Source organism: Flavobacterium calami (genome assembly GCF_038290035.1).
Classification (GTDB): domain Bacteria; phylum Bacteroidota; class Bacteroidia; order Flavobacteriales; family Flavobacteriaceae; genus Flavobacterium; species Flavobacterium calami.
Genome location: NZ_JBBYHS010000005.1, coordinates 97,272 through 113,428, shown reverse-complemented (window position 1 = coordinate 113,428; position 16,157 = coordinate 97,272). Strand labels below are relative to the sequence as shown.

The 16,157-nt window shown below is 33.4% G+C and carries 18 protein-coding genes; 15 read left to right on the top strand and 3 right to left on the bottom strand.

Annotation, left to right across the window (positions count from 1 at the left end):
- Positions 1-59: 59 nt before the first annotated feature.
- Complete coding sequence (locus tag AAEO57_RS05860) at positions 60-719, bottom strand: CBS domain-containing protein (RefSeq protein WP_341690480.1); 660 nt, start codon at positions 717-719, stop codon at positions 60-62.
- A gap of 116 nt (positions 720-835) precedes the next feature.
- Here AAEO57_RS05860 and AAEO57_RS05855 point away from each other — a divergent pair, with 116 nt between their 5' ends.
- From AAEO57_RS05855 to AAEO57_RS05845, 3 genes are all read left to right on the top strand, one after another.
- Complete coding sequence (locus AAEO57_RS05855; protein ID WP_341690478.1) at positions 836-1,549, top strand: pyridoxine 5'-phosphate synthase; 714 nt, start codon at positions 836-838, stop codon at positions 1,547-1,549.
- Between the two features lie 128 nt (positions 1,550-1,677).
- A complete protein-coding gene (locus tag AAEO57_RS05850) occupies positions 1,678-3,903 on the top strand; it encodes a TonB-dependent receptor plug domain-containing protein (RefSeq protein ID WP_341690476.1) in 2,226 nt (741 codons plus the stop codon).
- Between the two features lie 4 nt (positions 3,904-3,907).
- Positions 3,908-4,762: a DUF4249 domain-containing protein gene (locus AAEO57_RS05845; protein ID WP_341690474.1), complete on the top strand. Its 855-nt coding sequence runs from the start codon at positions 3,908-3,910 to the stop codon at positions 4,760-4,762.
- 49 nt (positions 4,763-4,811) lie between these two features.
- Here AAEO57_RS05845 and AAEO57_RS05840 read toward each other — a convergent pair whose 3' ends face one another.
- Positions 4,812-6,185 (bottom strand): hypothetical protein, encoded by a 1,374-nt coding sequence (locus tag AAEO57_RS05840; RefSeq protein ID WP_341690472.1) that lies wholly within the window; start codon positions 6,183-6,185, stop codon positions 4,812-4,814.
- Between the two features lie 189 nt (positions 6,186-6,374).
- Between AAEO57_RS05840 and AAEO57_RS05835 the strand changes: the two genes are divergently transcribed.
- The 6 genes from AAEO57_RS05835 (at position 6,375) to AAEO57_RS05810 (ending at position 12,126) form a co-directional block, all read left to right on the top strand.
- A complete protein-coding gene (locus tag AAEO57_RS05835) occupies positions 6,375-7,139 on the top strand; it encodes an alpha/beta fold hydrolase (RefSeq protein ID WP_341690470.1) in 765 nt (254 codons plus the stop codon).
- 53 nt (positions 7,140-7,192) lie between these two features.
- The gene (locus AAEO57_RS05830) at positions 7,193-7,537 is read left to right on the top strand and encodes a phage holin family protein (protein ID WP_341690468.1); all 345 of its coding nucleotides are present in this window, start codon (positions 7,193-7,195) and stop codon (positions 7,535-7,537) included.
- 116 nt (positions 7,538-7,653) lie between these two features.
- Positions 7,654-8,979, top strand: a complete 1,326-nt coding sequence (locus AAEO57_RS05825) for a trigger factor (RefSeq protein ID WP_341690466.1) — start codon at positions 7,654-7,656, stop codon at positions 8,977-8,979.
- Positions 8,980-9,306: 327 nt separating this feature from the next.
- Complete coding sequence (clpP, locus tag AAEO57_RS05820) at positions 9,307-9,981, top strand: ATP-dependent Clp endopeptidase proteolytic subunit ClpP (protein WP_035685605.1); 675 nt, start codon at positions 9,307-9,309, stop codon at positions 9,979-9,981.
- A gap of 157 nt (positions 9,982-10,138) precedes the next feature.
- Positions 10,139-11,371 carry an ATP-dependent Clp protease ATP-binding subunit ClpX gene (gene clpX / locus AAEO57_RS05815; protein ID WP_341690460.1) on the top strand — a complete coding sequence of 411 codons (1,233 nt, stop codon included), beginning with the start codon at positions 10,139-10,141 and terminating at the stop codon, positions 11,369-11,371.
- Between the two features lie 131 nt (positions 11,372-11,502).
- On the top strand, positions 11,503-12,126 hold the full coding sequence (locus tag AAEO57_RS05810; protein ID WP_341690458.1) for a murein L,D-transpeptidase catalytic domain-containing protein: 624 nt from the start codon (positions 11,503-11,505) through the stop codon (positions 12,124-12,126).
- Between the two features lie 139 nt (positions 12,127-12,265).
- On the opposite strand, the gene AAEO57_RS05805 is transcribed toward AAEO57_RS05810, so the two are convergent.
- Positions 12,266-13,231, bottom strand: coding sequence for a GlxA family transcriptional regulator (locus AAEO57_RS05805; RefSeq protein ID WP_341690455.1), 966 nt, complete (start codon positions 13,229-13,231; stop codon positions 12,266-12,268).
- 130 nt (positions 13,232-13,361) lie between these two features.
- Here AAEO57_RS05805 and AAEO57_RS05800 point away from each other — a divergent pair, with 130 nt between their 5' ends.
- From AAEO57_RS05800 to AAEO57_RS05775, 6 genes are all read left to right on the top strand, one after another.
- Positions 13,362-13,772: a VOC family protein gene (locus AAEO57_RS05800; RefSeq protein ID WP_341690453.1), complete on the top strand. Its 411-nt coding sequence runs from the start codon at positions 13,362-13,364 to the stop codon at positions 13,770-13,772.
- A gap of 21 nt (positions 13,773-13,793) precedes the next feature.
- Entirely contained in the window at positions 13,794-14,198 is a 405-nt protein-coding gene (locus tag AAEO57_RS05795; RefSeq protein WP_341690451.1) for an SRPBCC domain-containing protein, read from the top strand.
- Positions 14,199-14,606, top strand: coding sequence for a DUF1801 domain-containing protein (locus AAEO57_RS05790; protein ID WP_341690449.1), 408 nt, complete (start codon positions 14,199-14,201; stop codon positions 14,604-14,606).
- Between the two features lie 21 nt (positions 14,607-14,627).
- Positions 14,628-15,032, top strand: coding sequence for an SRPBCC family protein (locus AAEO57_RS05785; RefSeq protein WP_341690446.1), 405 nt, complete (start codon positions 14,628-14,630; stop codon positions 15,030-15,032).
- A 230-nt stretch (positions 15,033-15,262) separates the two neighbouring features.
- On the top strand, positions 15,263-15,670 hold the full coding sequence (locus AAEO57_RS05780) for a VOC family protein (protein ID WP_341690444.1): 408 nt from the start codon (positions 15,263-15,265) through the stop codon (positions 15,668-15,670).
- Between the two features lie 2 nt (positions 15,671-15,672).
- Positions 15,673-16,110: an SRPBCC domain-containing protein gene (locus AAEO57_RS05775; RefSeq protein ID WP_341690442.1), complete on the top strand. Its 438-nt coding sequence runs from the start codon at positions 15,673-15,675 to the stop codon at positions 16,108-16,110.
- Positions 16,111-16,157 lie beyond the last annotated feature (47 nt).

The window sequence follows — 16,157 nt, the reverse complement described above, 5'->3', positions numbered from 1 at the left end:
TAGAAATTAGATAATGTTCAGAGCGTTCAGTAATTATCTAATAGACTGATTATCTAATTTTATATGTTCAGATATTTGTCTAAATAATCAGAACGTTCTTTCAGACTGTTAATATAAGTGTCTTCCTGATGTTCTGATATGATTTCATAATTATATCTTCTAAAAGTCTGGATAATTTCATTGATTGCTCCCAGACCGATTTTTACTGTAATGCGTACGTTTTCTAAATTGGCTTCAGAAACAAAACACCCCAATACTTTACCGTTATTACTTTCGATGATCTGATTAATTTCGCTCATAGAATAATCCAGAAGTCCTTTTTGAACGATAATAATGGCACCTGGTTCTTTTAAAAATGGTGTTTCCTGAAAAAATTTCATGATATCTTCCATCTCATAATAACCTATATAATTATTGTTTTCGTCAATAACAGGAACTGTATTAGTGTGATTTTTGGCAAAAACTTCAAGAACGTCTAACCAGATCATCGATTTTCTGGCAAAAAAACGTTCAAGAGAATATTTATAATCCGTTATTTTTTTATCGGTATCAAAAGTTTCAGCATCATCAGATGCAATGCTTCCGATAAAAACTCCGTTTTCCAAAACCGGAAAATGAGAAAAATTCAAATCAGCAAAAAAGTCCTGAACAGATGCTATGCTTTCCTGACTGTCGATTGCTCTAAAATCGTTGGTGATATAGTTGGTGATTTCTGTCATAAGTCGTTTGAAGATATTTGATGCAAAATAATCAAAAAATAGCAAAAAACGCTACGTTTTACTTTGTATTTTTGTCGTTACAAATATAATGTTACCACAATTAATAATTTATTTAAATGACAAAGTTAAGTGTAAATATTAATAAAATTGCTACCCTGAGAAATGCACGTGGGGGAAATGTTCCTGATTTATTAAAGGTTGCTGCTGATATTCAGAAATTTGGTGGTCAGGGAATCACGATTCACCCTCGCCCGGATGAACGCCATATCCGTTATCAGGATGCACGTGATTTGAAAGCGATTGTTACAACAGAATACAATATAGAAGGAAATCCTCAGCATAATTTTATCGATTTGGTTTTAGAATGTAAACCGGATCAGGTTACTTTGGTTCCGGATGCAATTGGAGCCATAACTTCTTCTGCTGGCTGGGATACCATGAAAAACCAATCTTATTTGACTGAGGTTATTCAGGAATTTCAAAGAAACGGAATCAGGACTTCTATTTTTGTCGATCCGGTTTTGGAAATGATCGAAGGGGCAAAAAAAACAGGAACAGACAGAATTGAATTGTACACCGAAGCTTTTGCATACCAATACGATTTAGGAAATAAAAACGGAATTGATCCTTATGTAAAAGCTGCAGAACTGGCAAATGAATTAGGTTTAGGAATCAATGCCGGACATGATTTAAGTCTGGAGAATATTCAGTTTTTCAAACAAAACATTCCGGGATTACTAGAAGTTTCTATTGGTCATGCTTTGATTTCTGAAGCACTTTATCTCGGTTTGGATAATGTGGTTAATATGTATCTGAATAAGTTGAAATAATTATTAAAATTAAAACAATTATAACCTGATGTTATTTGGGTTATAATTGTTTACTTTCGCATTTTTCTTATTAAAATCAAGTATTGAAATCTGCTATCCTCTTTTTTCTGTTATGTTTTTCCAAAATTGTGGCGCAATCTAACGTCAGAATATCCGGAAATGTAAAATCTTCTGAAAACGAAAACTTGATTGGCGCAAATATTTCTTTCAAGACCAATAATCAGAATTACAAAGTTATTACAGATTCACTTGGTAATTTTTCACAAAATGTTCCTTTAGAGAATTTAACGATAATTATTAATCATACCGTTTTTACTTCAAAAACAATTTATTTTAAGCCTGTAAGAGATACTGTGTTGTCAATTGTATTAGAAAATGACATCTCGAAATTGAATGAAGTAATTATTTTAAATGATAAAAAAAACGGAATAAATACTCTGGAAGGAGGAAAGTTGTCTTTCAGTTTAAAAGATTTGGCTTCTTTGCCTGCGGCATTAGGAACTACAGATGTTATAAAAATTTTGCAGTTAACTCCTGGGGTACAAAATTCCGGTGATGCAAATGGTTACTTTTATGTTAGGGGTGGCGATCCAGGTCATAATGCTATTTTATATAATGGGAGTCCAGTTTATGGGATGTCTCATTTATTGGGAATTTTTCCCTTTTACAATGCAGATCATATAAAAAATGTCGAATTTGACAAATCAGGTTCTAATGCAAAATATGGTGGGCGGTTGAGTTCAACGACTCTTTTGAATTCTAACAAAAAGCTGCCTCCTGAATTTGGAATTCAGGGTAATATTGGAATTTTAGCCTCACAATTGACTTTTGAGGTTCCGGTCAATAATGAAACAGGGCTTTATATTTCGGGAAGGAAAACTTATGTTGATGAGATTTTAGGGCCTGTAATGAAACCAGAATCAAAAAATAGTAATGTTCAGGAGATGAATTATGGTTTTTCTGATGGTAACTTCACCTTTTTATCCCAAATTTCAAAAAATAATTTGCTTGCAGTTGATGCTTTTGTTAGTGGTGATGAATTAAAAATTAAAGATGAAATTCTTGCCCTGCAGACCAATTTGAAATGGAATAATTTTACAGTTTCTCCCTCTTTGAATACGACATTTTCTTCCAGCGTTAATATGTCAAATGCGGTTTATTTTAGTCAGTATTCTAATGATTTAAAAATGAATCAGGCTACAATTCAGTTTGATGTTTCATCGTATGTAAAAGATTTTGGTTTTACAAATGCGGTTCAGTATTCAATTAAAAACATTCCTGTCGAGTCAGGGTTTCAGTATGTTTATCACAATTTACAACCACAAAAAGTTAAAGTTGAAAATTTGACTACAGTTAATAATAATTCTGAAAAAATAATTAATGCAAATGAGGCTGCAATTTTTGCAACAGCGAGACCAAAACTATTTGAAAAAGTAACTGCCGACTTAGGGTTTCGGATTAATTATTATAATTCGGGATCAGATTCGTACTTGCATTTTCAGCCCCGTATTGTATTGAATTATCTTGCCAATGAAAAATACTCTTTCTTCGCATCGTACAACAGACAATATCAGTATCTGAGTTTGATAACAACTTCTAGTGTCGGAATCCCTACAGATTTTTGGATTGCAAGCTCTGATGGAATAAAACCTCAATCATCTCATGAATTTTCGATCGGTTCAAATCAAAATTTATCAAAAAGATGGACTTCTTCTGTAGGCGGGTTTTACCGTTCTATGAAAAACTTATTAGAATATCCGTATGGGATAACCCAATTTAACGAAATTACAACTTTAAAAAATGATTTATATGTAGGCGAAGGCAAAGCATACGGGCTTGAACTGATGCTGCGTAAAAGTAAAGGGAGATTTAATGGATGGTTAAGTTATACATTAAGCTGGTCTGACCGAAATTTTGATGAACTGAATAATGGGAAGACTTATTTTGCAAAATATGACAGGCGTCATAATCTTTCGGTAGTAGGAATGTACGATTTAAATTCAAGATGGAATTTTGGAGTTACTCAGATATTTAGTTCAGGAAACCGCTTTACAATGCCAACTTCATGGTATTTTATAAATAATAATCCGGTTAAGGAGTATTCTGGATACAATAACGCACAGATGCCCAACTATATCCGAACAGATTTTTCGGTAAATTATTATTTTATAAAAACGTTTAAAAAAGAAAGTGCTTTAAATTTTTCTGTTTATAATACTTTTAATATTGAAAATCCAATTTATGTAGTTTTGGATGTTCAGGCGAATGAAAACAAGGATAAAGTAGTGGTGACTCAGGAAAATAAAGTTTTGTATAGAATTTTGCCTTCTGTTAGCTGGAGATTTAAATTTTAAAAGAATGAAAAAATATTTATTATTTCTTTTTGGCTTAGTGGTTATAAGTTGTTCTAATAATGATTTTTCTATTCAGCAAAGTCAGGAATCTAAAATAGTGGTAGAGGGGTGGATTGAAGAAGGCGATTTTGCAAATGTTTTATTGTCAACAAGTATTCCGGTAACGGGTACAATTGATTCTACAAGTGTTTTAAGTCATGTAATAAGATCTGCAAAAATTACAATTTCAGATGGCGAAACTTCAGAGGTCTTAAGAGTAAAAAATGACAAGAACAGAGTGCCGCCGTTTGTTTATTATGGCAGTATGCTCAGAGGAGAGGCAGGAAAAGAATATTCTCTAAAAATCGAATACTTGGATAGGGTGGTCGAAGCGCTTACAATAATTCCGAAATCTATTTCGCTTAAAAGTGCCGAATACATAAAAAAAAGCCCGACAGATACTACAGGTTATGTTTTTGTGAAATTTGATGATCCTGTCAATGAGAAAAATTATTACCAGATAGCGACAAAAATTGATGGGGAAGAACCTATTTTTGTGCCTTCTTTTTATGGTAATCTGGATGATAAAAATTTTACATCGTCATCGGTTTCTGTACAGATAAACAGAGGAGCACTTTTGTTTCCGGAAACAAAATTTGAGCCTTATTTCGCAGATGGAGATTTGATTTATGTTAAATTAAGAACTCAGACTAAGGAAGCTTTGGATTTTTGGAACAGTTGGCAAAATGAAATTGTAAACAGTAAGAACCCGATTTATCCGTCTAATACAAGTTTAAAATCAAACATAAAAGGAGGAATTGGTATTTGGGCTGGTTATGGACAAAGCACAATAATTGTTACGACGCCACCTAAAAAATAAAGCCGATCTGAATTGCTTCAAATCGGCTTTACTAAATTGTCAAACAGTTTTAGTCTTCAAAAGACTTTATGAAATCTTCAAATTTTGTTTGGAAATTTTCAAATCCTGCTGAGAAATAAACACTCATCTCTACTTCAGTGTTGTCGTTGAATTTTAGGTAGTAAATCTCATTGTAAAATTCTTCTGTAAAAGTTTCACCATCACCCCATGACCAATATCCGCTATTGCCGTATTTCACCCATAAAGGTAAGTTAAATGTGTAAGAATCAGTTGATTTTTCTGAGCGTACAACAATGTCAGCTATTTTAGTACCATCCTTTTTAGATACTAAGATTAGTTTAGAATTCTTATTGAAACTGGCTGCACTTCCTGAAGAATGTTTTTGGCGGTATGTGTTTAAAGCTGTATAGTATGCTTTGAAATTAGCATTGGCACTTTCATAATCTGGATAATCTGGATATTTTACGGTATTTTCTAGAGCAGCTTCATCTGATGCGGCAGTAGCTAAATCCATATCAGCAACAATAACAAAATTGTCTAAGATTTGTACCAAACCATTTGCTTTTCCTCTGTATTGAGTTAATTGATCATCATTTAATAAATCATCAATGCTTGCTGTGCTTCCTGCATTGAATGAAAGTAAATTTTTTCCATTATATGTAAGGGTAGCTTTTGAAGTGTTATTAGTTGCTTTAACACCACTCATTTCCCAGCTATACCCTTCACTTAATGCCATTTTATATGCAAATTCATTAGGTATTTCCTTTCCGTTAGAATATTTTGCAGTTTGTGTAAATGTAGCTGCTGGAGTATTGTCAATTGTTAAAACGGCATCAACTGATGCAGGCAAAAAGATTTGATCATTTACATCGTCTGTAATTTCATATTCTCCGGTTTCATCATTATAAAAATAATTTCCGTAAGTATCTGTAATATTTACTTTTATGTCAGAAGATGTGCTTTTTGTAGATAAAGTTGCGTTGTTTATAGTTAGTGATTCTTTAGCAGGAAAAATAAATTTTAATTCAGTAGATGAAGTTGTTTTTATCCATATTTTTTGAGTATTATTCCAAGTGTAAATACCATATACACCAGAAACATTTAAAATGTCTTCTACTTCATTACCGTTTTTTCCTCCGAAAATATCAACAGAATTAATGCCTAATAATCTGCTTAAATTTTCAATAGCATCAATTGCACTTAGTTTTTTGGTTTTGTCTAACTGAACAAGCATTTCGTTAGCTTCAGCCTCTAGTTTAACTTTTTGCTCTGTAGGAGTTAATTTAGAGTAAGGTTGTTTAATAATGTTAGCAATTTGTTCTTCTAGTGTTTGCTCTGATGAATTTTCATTGTTGTCATCACTGGAACATGAAATTGTAAGTTGAGAAATAATTACGGATAGTAAAAATAATTTTTTAATCATGAGTTGATTTTTAATTAAACGGATAAATTCAAAATTTTAGAGTGCGAATATACAATTTTCAATTATTGGCAGGACATGAATGGCTATAAAATTGTAAACTTTTTTTTAATAAATTATTTATCATAACATTATTGTTATTCTGTTAATAAATAACTTTTTACATTTGTAAAAGTTTTAAAATTTAATATAATGTTATACTCAAAAATAGAAGGAGAAGGAAAACCTTTCATTATTATGCATGGTTTTCTTGGGATGTCTGATAACTGGAAAACACTTGCCGGACAATATGTCGAAGCCGGATTTCAGATTCATATTTTAGACTTAAGAAATCACGGTCGTAGCTTTCATTCAGACGAGTGGAGTTACGAGGCTATGGTTCAGGATGTTTACGAATACTGTCAAGAAAATCAATTAACAAATATTGATATTTTAGGACATTCGATGGGTGGAAAAGTAGCAATGCTTTTCGCTACAACGCATCCTAAAATTGTAGATAAACTTATTGTGGCAGATATTGGTCCTAAATTTTACAAACAGCATCATCAGGATATTTTGGCAGGATTAAACGCAGTTGATTTTTCGGTAAAACCAAGCCGTGCGGATGTTGAAGAAATAGTTTCTCAATATGTTACTGATTTTGGAACACGTCAGTTTTTGTTGAAAAATTTATATTGGAAAGAGCCAGGTCAATTGGCTTTCCGTTTTAACCTTGAAGTTTTCAATAACAATCTGGATGCTATTGGGAAACCGCTGCCAGAGGAGTTGGTTTTTGATAAACCGACATTGTTTATTCGTGGCGGAGAATCGGGTTATATTTTAGATTCAGATGTTGATGCAATAAAGGAGCATTTCCCAAATTTACAATTAGAAACAATTCCCGGTGCTGGGCACTGGCTTCATGCTGAAAACCCTAAAATGTTTTTTGAGCTTACCGCTACATTTTTAAAGGAATAATTAAAATGATGAAAATTTTAGTACTTTTAAATAAATTTTAAACTGGAAAAACTATGAAATTATTACTCAGACTTCTTGTAACCGCTGCCTTGGTTTTGTTGTTGTCTAATTTATTAAGTGGTGTTGTTGTTGCCAGTTTTGGAACGGCTGTCATTGTTGCAGTAGTTTTGGGATTGCTGAATGTTTTTATAAAGCCGATTTTGGTAGTATTGACACTTCCTGTAACAGTTGTTACGCTTGGCTTATTTTTATTGGTAATAAATGCCATAATTATTTTGTTGTGTACTAAAATTGTAGGTGGTTTTGCAGTCGATTCATTCTGGACAGCATTAGTATTCAGTGTTATTCTGTCAATTCTTCAGTCTATCACATATAAAATATTAGGAGACGATAAATAAGAAGGAAACCAAAGCAGGTTAAAACTGCTTCAAATACAATACATTAAAAACTTGGTTGGGTTGCAAAAATTTTATAATTTTGCGACCCAATTTTATTATGTAAATTAAAGAAGAAGATGGATATTAAAAGAGTAGCAATAGACGCTGTTAATGAGACAATTGTAATGAACGTTATTCATATGGATTACAAAGGTCAGGTAGCAAAAAGAATAAACGAAAAAATGCCTTTAGCTCAGGTAAAAGGATTTAGAAAAGGGGCAGTGCCTAAAGATCTTGTTGAAAAACAGTACGGAAAAGCTATTAAGCAGGAAGAGATTAAAAAAGTAGTTGATTTGGCTTTAGAGCGTTATATTCAGTCTGAAAGACTAAATCTTTTAGGAACTCCACTTCCAAAAGTAAACGAAGATTTTAATTGGGATGCTGAAGAATTAACTTTCGAATACGAAATTGGTTTAGTGCCAAATTTCGAAATTGACTTAGAAGCAAAAAACAATATCGTAAAATATATCGTTACTGCTGATGATAAATTAATCGACGGACAAGTTGAGCGTATCCAAAAACAATTCGGAAAAGCAAATCCAGTTGAAAAAATCACATCTGATGCTGATGTTACAGGAACTTTCGTAAATGCAGAAAACGGAATTGAAAACAAAACAACTTTTTCATTATCAGTTTTTAAAGATAAAAAAACAGCCGATTTATTTGTAGGTAAAGAAGTTGGTGATGTAGTGACTGTAAACACAAAAGGTTTATTTGAAGACGATCATCAATTAATGGATTACTTAAAAGTTCCTCACGATAATGTACATGATTTAGCAGTTGATGTAGCTTTTACAATTGAAGCAATCAATGTTTCTGAGCCAGCTGAACTAAATCAGGAGTTATTTGATAAACTTTTTGGTGAAGGAAAAGTAGCTTCATTAGAAGATTTGAAAGCTAAAATTAAAGAGGATGCTGAAGCGCAATTTGCACAGCAGGCTGATCAAAAATTATTATTGGATGTTCAGGATTTCTTAATCGAAAACACAAAATTCGATTTACCTGCTGAATTCCTTAAAAAATGGTTGCAGACTGTTGGAGAGAAAAAACTTTCTGCAGAAGAAGCAGAAGTTGAATACGCAAGATCTGAAAAAGGTTTACGTTTTCAATTGATCGAAGGAAAAGCATTAGCTCAAAGCAATATTCAAATTACTTTTGAAGATTTGAAAGCTTTTACATCAAACGCGATCAGACAACAAATGGCTCAGTTTGGACAAACAAATCCAACTACAGAAGAAGTAGAAGGAATTGTAGCGAGAGTTTTATCTAATCAGGATGAGGTAAAAAGACTTTCTGAGCAGGTTGTAGCAGCCAAATTGTTAGATGTATTTAAGGAAAAAGCAAATCCGACAACAAAAGAGGTTACTTACGAAGAATTTATTGCCGCTTCTTACGGAGAATAAATTTAAGTCTGAAAGTCGAAAGTTGTAAAGTCGAAAGTTAAGAAGCATACTTCATTAACGTGATTTTAAAAATTAAGATTTTATTACAGAAACTGAAAGATAAAAAAAGTTATATTTGAGCGTCAATGGAAGTTTTTCTTCTATTGACGTTCTTTTTTTGTTGAAAGTTTTAAGTTTCACGTTGTCTGTATTTAACTTGAAACTTTAAACCTGAAACAAGAGAAAGATTTTCAGACAAATTGGCATCCTTTAGAAAAAGGTATGAACTTTGTTTTATCGGATTAAGTCACTTTATGACTTTTGACTTTCAAACTTTAAACTAAAAATATGAACTACGGTAAAGAATTCAAGAAATTTGCTACAAAGCACCAGGGAGTAAACGCAATGTACTATGACAAAATCGTGGCGGCGATGAACCCGACAAACATGACTCCATATATTATAGAGGAGCGTCAGTTGAATATTTCTCAGTTAGACGTTTTTTCAAGATTAATGATGGACAGAATTATCTTTTTAGGAACAGGAATCGACGATCAGATTGCTAATATCGTTCAGGCTCAGTTATTGTTTTTGGAGAGTGCTGACGCTTCAAAAGATATTCAAATCTATTTAAACTCTCCGGGAGGAAGCGTTTATGCAGGTCTTGGAATTTACGATACAATGCAATACATCAAACCGGATGTGGCTACAATTTGTACAGGAATGGCAGCTTCTATGGGAGCCGTTTTATTATGTGCAGGAGCAGCTGGAAAACGTTCGGCTCTGCCTCATTCAAGAGTTATGATTCACCAGCCATCGGGAGGAGCACAGGGTGTTGCAACAGATATGGAAATCAACTTACGCGAGATGTTGAAACTGAAAGATGAATTATACAACATCATTTCGCAGCATTCAGGACAGTCTTTTGAAAGAGTACACAAAGACAGTGAGCGTGATTACTGGATGAAAGCTGACGAAGCAAAAGAATACGGAATGATTGACGAAGTATTAAGAAGAAGCTAAAAATTAGTTTCAGGTTTCAGGTTTCAAGTTGCTTCGGGGGATCTGAAACTTTAAACTTTAAACAAAAAATGTTAAGCTGTAAAGATTTAAGTTTTAAAGTTTTAATTTAAAAAACTCAAAACTTAGTATCTTTGCAGCTTAGTAACTTAAATAAAGAATGGCAAAAGTAGTATTAGAATGTTCGTTTTGTGGAAGAAAAAAGCCAGAAACTAATTTATTGATAGCTGGTATCAATGCCCATATTTGTGATAAGTGTATTGAACAGGCACACGGAATCGTACTTGAAGAATTAAAGTCCAGTGGAAGTGCAAAACTGGCTGGTGATCTTGTTTTAAAGAAGCCAAAAGAAATAAGAGCCTTTCTGGATCAGTATGTAATTGGTCAGGACCAGACTAAAAAAGTAATGTCGGTTGCGGTTTACAATCACTACAAACGTTTAATGCAGCAGCAATTAGACGATGAAGTAGAGATTGAAAAAAGTAACATCATCATGGTGGGACAAACAGGAACAGGAAAAACATTGGTAGCCAAAACTATTGCAAAAATGTTAGATGTTCCTTTGGCAATTGTTGATGCAACTGTGCTTACAGAAGCCGGATATGTTGGAGAAGATGTTGAAAGTATTTTGACACGTTTGTTGCAGGCAGCTGATTATGATGTAGCAAAAGCCGAAAGAGGAATTGTTTTTATTGACGAAATTGATAAAATTGCCCGTAAGAGCGATAATCCGTCGATAACACGTGATGTTTCCGGAGAAGGTGTTCAACAGGCATTATTGAAATTATTAGAAGGAACGGTTGTAAACGTACCGCCAAAAGGAGGGCGTAAACATCCGGATCAGAAATTTGTTGAGGTAAATACACAAAACATTCTTTTCATTGCCGGAGGAGCTTTTGATGGTGTTGAGCGTATTATTTCAAAACGTCTAAACCGTCAGGCAGTTGGATATTCTACTTCTAAGAACACAGACAATATCGACAAAGACAATCTGCTTCAGTATATTATTCCAAAAGATATTAAAGATTTTGGTTTAATTCCGGAGATTATTGGCCGTTTACCGGTTTTAACGCACATGGATCCTTTAGACAGAGAAACATTGCGTGCCATTTTAACGAAGCCTAAAAATGCATTGGTAAAACAATATCAGAAGCTGTTTTTGATGGATGAAGTAGAATTCAGTATTACTGATGAAGCTTTAGATTTTATTGTAGACAAAGCTTTAGAATATAAATTAGGAGCACGTGGATTGCGTTCGTTATGCGAAGCAATTTTGACAGATGCTATGTACGAATTGCCAAGTTCTGATGATAAAGTTTTATCAATTGATAAGGATTATGCAGAACATACGCTGAGTAAAAATTTATTGAAGCGCATGGAAATTGCGTCATAAATATTAAATACTATTTTTTCTAAAACCTGTTCATTTATTTGAGCAGGTTTTTTTTATGCTTTTTTCGATCTGTTTTTCGTTTGTCTTTTTATGTAAATTGCAATATGAAAAAAATGATTTTTATAATTTGTATGAGTTTAATTTTCTCTTGTAATAAAGAAAAAAAAGTAACAATTACTTCTGAAAATAGAGATATAAACGAAATAATTTCAGAAGAAAAGTCCAGAGTTGAAATTAATTATGACAATTATTACAAAGAAGCGAAGCAATATTGCAAGGTAAATAATCTGAATCAGGATAAATTCATTTTGATTGATTTAGGCGTGCATTCAGGTTTGAAAAGATTTTTTATATATAATTTTAAAGATAAAAAAATATCAAAATCCTACATGGTAAGTCATGGCTGTGGTGCTAATGAATGGGGCAGGACTTCTTCGAGAAAGGATGCACCAATTAGCAATGAATTTGATTCGCATTGTTCTTCGTTGGGTAAATATGTGATTTTAGATCGTGGAGTAAGTCAATGGGGAATTAAAGTCAATTATATTTTAAAAGGAAAGGATAAATCGAACTCTAATGCTCTAAACCGTGCTATAGTATTACATTCCTGGGAAGCAATTCCTGACAATGAAGTTTTTCCTGAGGGAACTCCTGAGGGCTGGGGCTGTCCCGCAGTTTCTAACGAAAGCATGAAAGAAATAGACGAACTTTTGAAAACCAACAAAAAAGTTTTGATGTGGATTATTAAGTCCTAAGTTTTTGATGTTATGAAAACGAATATTCTCGTTTAGCCCTGATCGAAACGGCATCCTGTTGTTGCGGGGTTCGCAACAACAGATATAGTGGAGAGCAGGACAAGGCGTCTTCTGAAAAGGATAATTTCTGCTCCTGAAATTACTGAACCCTAAATTTTTCGCGATATTCGATAGGTTTCATTCCAACCATTTTATAAAATACTTTTCTAAACGCTTTTGGGTCATTGTAACCCGTTTTTTCGATAATCTCTGAAATCGAAAGCTGGGTTTGTTCCAGGTATTTTTTTGAACTTTCCACTCTTATATTTTGCAGATATTCGATAGGCGGAATTCCGGTAACCTGTTTGAAACGGCGTGTCATATTTCGTGTACTTGTCGGAATATCTTTGGTGATTTCTTCTAAAGTTTCTATTGTACTGTATTCATTTTCAATTTTTTGCTGCAATCGGGCAACCAAACTGTCATTATGTAAATGATTGGGTCTGAAAGTACTGAAATAGCTTTGTTTGTATCGGTTTAAGTCAATTGAAAATATTTTTGCAATCTGAACAGCGATTTCGTTTCCACAATATTTCTGAACCAAAAGGATTAATAGATGAAACGTTGAGGTAGAGCCGCCGCTGGTGTATAAACTTCCATCTGCGGTGAGTGTTTCTTCGGGTTTTAATTTTACTAACGGAAAAGCTTTTGTAAAAGCACTACAGGCATCAACGTGCGTGGTCGCCAGTTTTTCGTTCAGTAAGCCCGAAGCAGCAAATAAAAATGCACCGGTACAAAAACTGGCCAGTTCGGCCCCGGATTGATGATGTTTTTGAAGCCACGGAATAAATTTTCGATTCTTCTTAATCATTTCACTCATATCATCGGTAGAAAAAGCCGGAATCAAAATGAGTTCTAAATTTTCATCAGAATCCTCAATTGAATTTACTTCATAACCAAATAAATGTTTTTCATTGATTTGCTCATCCGATTGAAAAAGAATTATTTCAAAAGGGTTTTCAGCTTCCTTACTTAATTTATTAGCTGTTTCAAAAACTTCTAAAATTGCAGCGATGCTCAATAATTTATAGTCGTGAGGTACAATTAAACCTGTTTTCTTACTCATGATTTTTGATTTTTCAATATTACGAAGATATATATTTTGTCTCAAATGACCCTAAAGTTGACTTTTATTGTCGTTTAAAGCTGGTTTTGAAATTTTAAATTTGTGTCAGATAATTTGTAATTTTATAAATATGGGAACAAAAATTTTCTTAAATCTTGCTGTAAAAGATTTAAATAAGTCGATAGCATTTTTTACACAGTTGGGTTTTTCTTTTGACCCAAAATTTACAAATGAAAAAGGAACCTGCCTGATAATTGGTGAAAATATATTTGCCATGCTTTTGATAGAAGAATTTTTTAAAACATTTACTCAAAAAGAAATTTGCAATACAACAACAAGTACAGAAATGATTGCCGCTATTTCTGTTGAAAGTAGGGACAAGGTGGATGAAATTATTACAGCAGTTATTCAGGCGGGCGGTAAACTACACAATGAAGCTAAAGATTATGGCTGGATGTATCAAAGAGATTTTTTTGATTTAGACGGACATCACTGGGAGATTTTCTGTATGGATGAAAGCCAGATTCCGCAAGAAGGCTAATCCTTTAATCTAGGTATTCATATGATAACAGTACAAACCAGTGTTAATGCAAAAATTGAAAAAGTTTGGGAATTCTGGACGACTCCAAAACATATTCAGAGATGGAACAATCCTACTGATGACTGGCATACGCCAGCTGTAGAAAATGATGTGAAGGCCGGAGGTAAATTCAAGTATACAATTGCGACAAAAGACGGAACTATTTCTTTTGATTATGAAGGGATTTATACTAAAGTTGACAAATTTTTAGTTATTGAATATCAGCTTGTTGATAATAGAACAGGAAGTGTTCAGTTTGAAAGTCAGGGTGATAAAGTGATAATTATAGAAATATTTGAACCTGAAAAGGCCCATCCAGCAAGTGAGCAAAAAGAATTCTGCCAAGGGGTTATTGATAATTTTAAAAAATATGCTGAAGCAAATTAAATGGTAAAGCAATCAAATAAAAGTAAAGTAGTAACTGAATTTCTGAATGAACTCAATCATCCATTCAGAAACGAAATTGAAGAATTGAGAGATTACATTTTAGCATCAAATAAAGATCTGACTGAAAACATAAAATGGAATGCACCCAACTATTGTTTTGAAAATGAAGACAGACTTACAATGAGGATTCATCCCATAACTACAAAAGTGCAACTGATTTTTCACAGAGGCGCAAAAAAACAAGAGCAGTCCAAAGATAAATTGATTGCCAATAAAAGTAAAATGCTAGTCTGGAAAGAAAACGACAGGGCCATCATAACTTTTAAAAACAGCCAGGAGATTGAAAATGGAAAAACAGAACTGGAAAAAATTATAAACGAATGGATAAACGCAGCTAAAAATCAATAAAACATTTAAATAAAAACCAAAATGATTACAGTAAAAGCAACAATCAAGGCATCAATAGAAAAAGTTTGGAATTTCTGGAATTCTCCGGAGCATATTACAAAATGGAGCTTTGCGTCTCCGGACTGGCACACTCCTTATGCAGAAGCCGATTTAAGAGAAGGCGGAAAATTCAAATCGACTATGGCGGCAAAAGACGGCAGTATGAGTTTTGACTTTGAAGGCGAATTTACTTTGGTAAAACCAAACGAAGCGCTTGAATATGTAATGGCAGATGGCAGAAAGGTTGAAATTACTTTTACTGAAACCGGTGAAGGAGTTGAAATAATCGAAAGTTTTGATCCTGAGACCCAAAACCCGGAAGAAATGCAGCGTGCAGGCTGGCAGGCAATTCTGGATAATTTTAAAAATTACGCAGAAGCTAATTAGGTTCAAAGATTAGCTTAAATTATATGTTAAAAAAAATATTTAAAAACTCAATGTTAGTCTGAGTCCATTCGGCTTCGCTCAGGATAAACTTAGTCGAAGCCCTCGTTTTCATAAGCCTTCGAATCCGCTCAGGATGACAATTGTAAAACTAAAGCCCAAAGTTAAATGAACTTATATCACTTATATGGTAAAAAATAAATAAATATCTAACCAACAAAATTCAAAAAAAAATGACAAAACAAATATGGTTGAATCTGCCCGTAAAAAATGTGGCAAAGGCGAAAGATTTTTTCTGGAAAATAGGTTTTTCGTTCAATGAACAACATGATACACCAAACTCTACCTGTATGATCGTAGGTGAAGGACATTTTGTAGTGATGCTTTTTGAAGAATCGGTTTTTGAAGGTTTTTCACAAAACGGTATTACAGATACTAATTCGGGTTCTGAGGTTTTGATTTCGATTGATGCCGAGAGCAGACAAGAAGTAGAAGAATTTGCCAAAAAAGTACAGGATGCTGGAGGAACTGTTTTTGCTCCTCCGGCAGAAAGTCAGGGCTGGATGTACGGTTGTGGTTTTGCAGATTTAGACGGCCATCGATGGAGTGTCTTATTTATGGATTTTAGTAAATTATCGTAATTATGGAAACATTAGAATTTAAAATCAGAATCAAAGCATCGCCGGAAAAAATCTGGTCTGTTTTATGGGATGATGAAACGTATAGAATATGGACAGGCGCTTTTTGCGAAGGTTCCTATGCAGTAAGTGACTGGAATGAAGGTGATAAAATACATTTTATGTCTCCCGGAGGAGAAGGGATGAATAGTATTATCGAAAAGAAAGTTCCAAATGAATATATGGCTTTTAAGCATATTGGAGAGATAAAAGACTTCAAGGAACAGCCTCTTAACGAAGAAACCGAAAAATGGAGCGGTTATATGGAAACTTACCGTTTAATTCCCGATGGTGAATTTACAGATCTGGTTTCGTATGTGGATGTAATCGAAAAGCATATTGACTATTTTAAAGATGCTTTTCCAAAAGGATTAGAATCAGTTAAGGAACTTTCGGAGGAATAAAAATATCAAATGTCAATTGCAAAAATCAATGTCAATTGCAATGACAA

What these genes read in the sequence shown, in the direction of transcription:
- AAEO57_RS05775 (WP_341690442.1), top strand. Translation starts at nt 15,673, where the DNA reads ATGGAAACATTAGAATTTAAAATCAGAATCAAAGCATCGCCGGAAAAA.
- AAEO57_RS05795 (WP_341690451.1), top strand. Translation starts at nt 13,794, where the DNA reads ATGATAACAGTACAAACCAGTGTTAATGCAAAAATTGAAAAAGTTTGG.
- AAEO57_RS05855 (WP_341690478.1), top strand. Translation starts at nt 836, where the DNA reads ATGACAAAGTTAAGTGTAAATATTAATAAAATTGCTACCCTGAGAAAT.
- AAEO57_RS05810 (WP_341690458.1), top strand. Translation starts at nt 11,503, where the DNA reads ATGAGTTTAATTTTCTCTTGTAATAAAGAAAAAAAAGTAACAATTACT.
- clpX (WP_341690460.1), top strand. Translation starts at nt 10,139, where the DNA reads ATGGCAAAAGTAGTATTAGAATGTTCGTTTTGTGGAAGAAAAAAGCCA.
- AAEO57_RS05860 (WP_341690480.1), bottom strand. Translation starts at nt 719, where the DNA reads ATGACAGAAATCACCAACTATATCACCAACGATTTTAGAGCAATCGAC.
- clpP (WP_035685605.1), top strand. Translation starts at nt 9,307, where the DNA reads ATGAACTACGGTAAAGAATTCAAGAAATTTGCTACAAAGCACCAGGGA.
- AAEO57_RS05845 (WP_341690474.1), top strand. Translation starts at nt 3,908, where the DNA reads ATGAAAAAATATTTATTATTTCTTTTTGGCTTAGTGGTTATAAGTTGT.
- AAEO57_RS05840 (WP_341690472.1), bottom strand. Translation starts at nt 6,185, where the DNA reads ATGATTAAAAAATTATTTTTACTATCCGTAATTATTTCTCAACTTACA.
- AAEO57_RS05790 (WP_341690449.1), top strand. Translation starts at nt 14,199, where the DNA reads ATGGTAAAGCAATCAAATAAAAGTAAAGTAGTAACTGAATTTCTGAAT.
- AAEO57_RS05785 (WP_341690446.1), top strand. Translation starts at nt 14,628, where the DNA reads ATGATTACAGTAAAAGCAACAATCAAGGCATCAATAGAAAAAGTTTGG.
- AAEO57_RS05805 (WP_341690455.1), bottom strand. Translation starts at nt 13,231, where the DNA reads ATGAGTAAGAAAACAGGTTTAATTGTACCTCACGACTATAAATTATTG.
- AAEO57_RS05800 (WP_341690453.1), top strand. Translation starts at nt 13,362, where the DNA reads ATGGGAACAAAAATTTTCTTAAATCTTGCTGTAAAAGATTTAAATAAG.
- AAEO57_RS05825 (WP_341690466.1), top strand. Translation starts at nt 7,654, where the DNA reads ATGGATATTAAAAGAGTAGCAATAGACGCTGTTAATGAGACAATTGTA.
- AAEO57_RS05780 (WP_341690444.1), top strand. Translation starts at nt 15,263, where the DNA reads ATGACAAAACAAATATGGTTGAATCTGCCCGTAAAAAATGTGGCAAAG.
- AAEO57_RS05830 (WP_341690468.1), top strand. Translation starts at nt 7,193, where the DNA reads ATGAAATTATTACTCAGACTTCTTGTAACCGCTGCCTTGGTTTTGTTG.
- AAEO57_RS05835 (WP_341690470.1), top strand. Translation starts at nt 6,375, where the DNA reads ATGTTATACTCAAAAATAGAAGGAGAAGGAAAACCTTTCATTATTATG.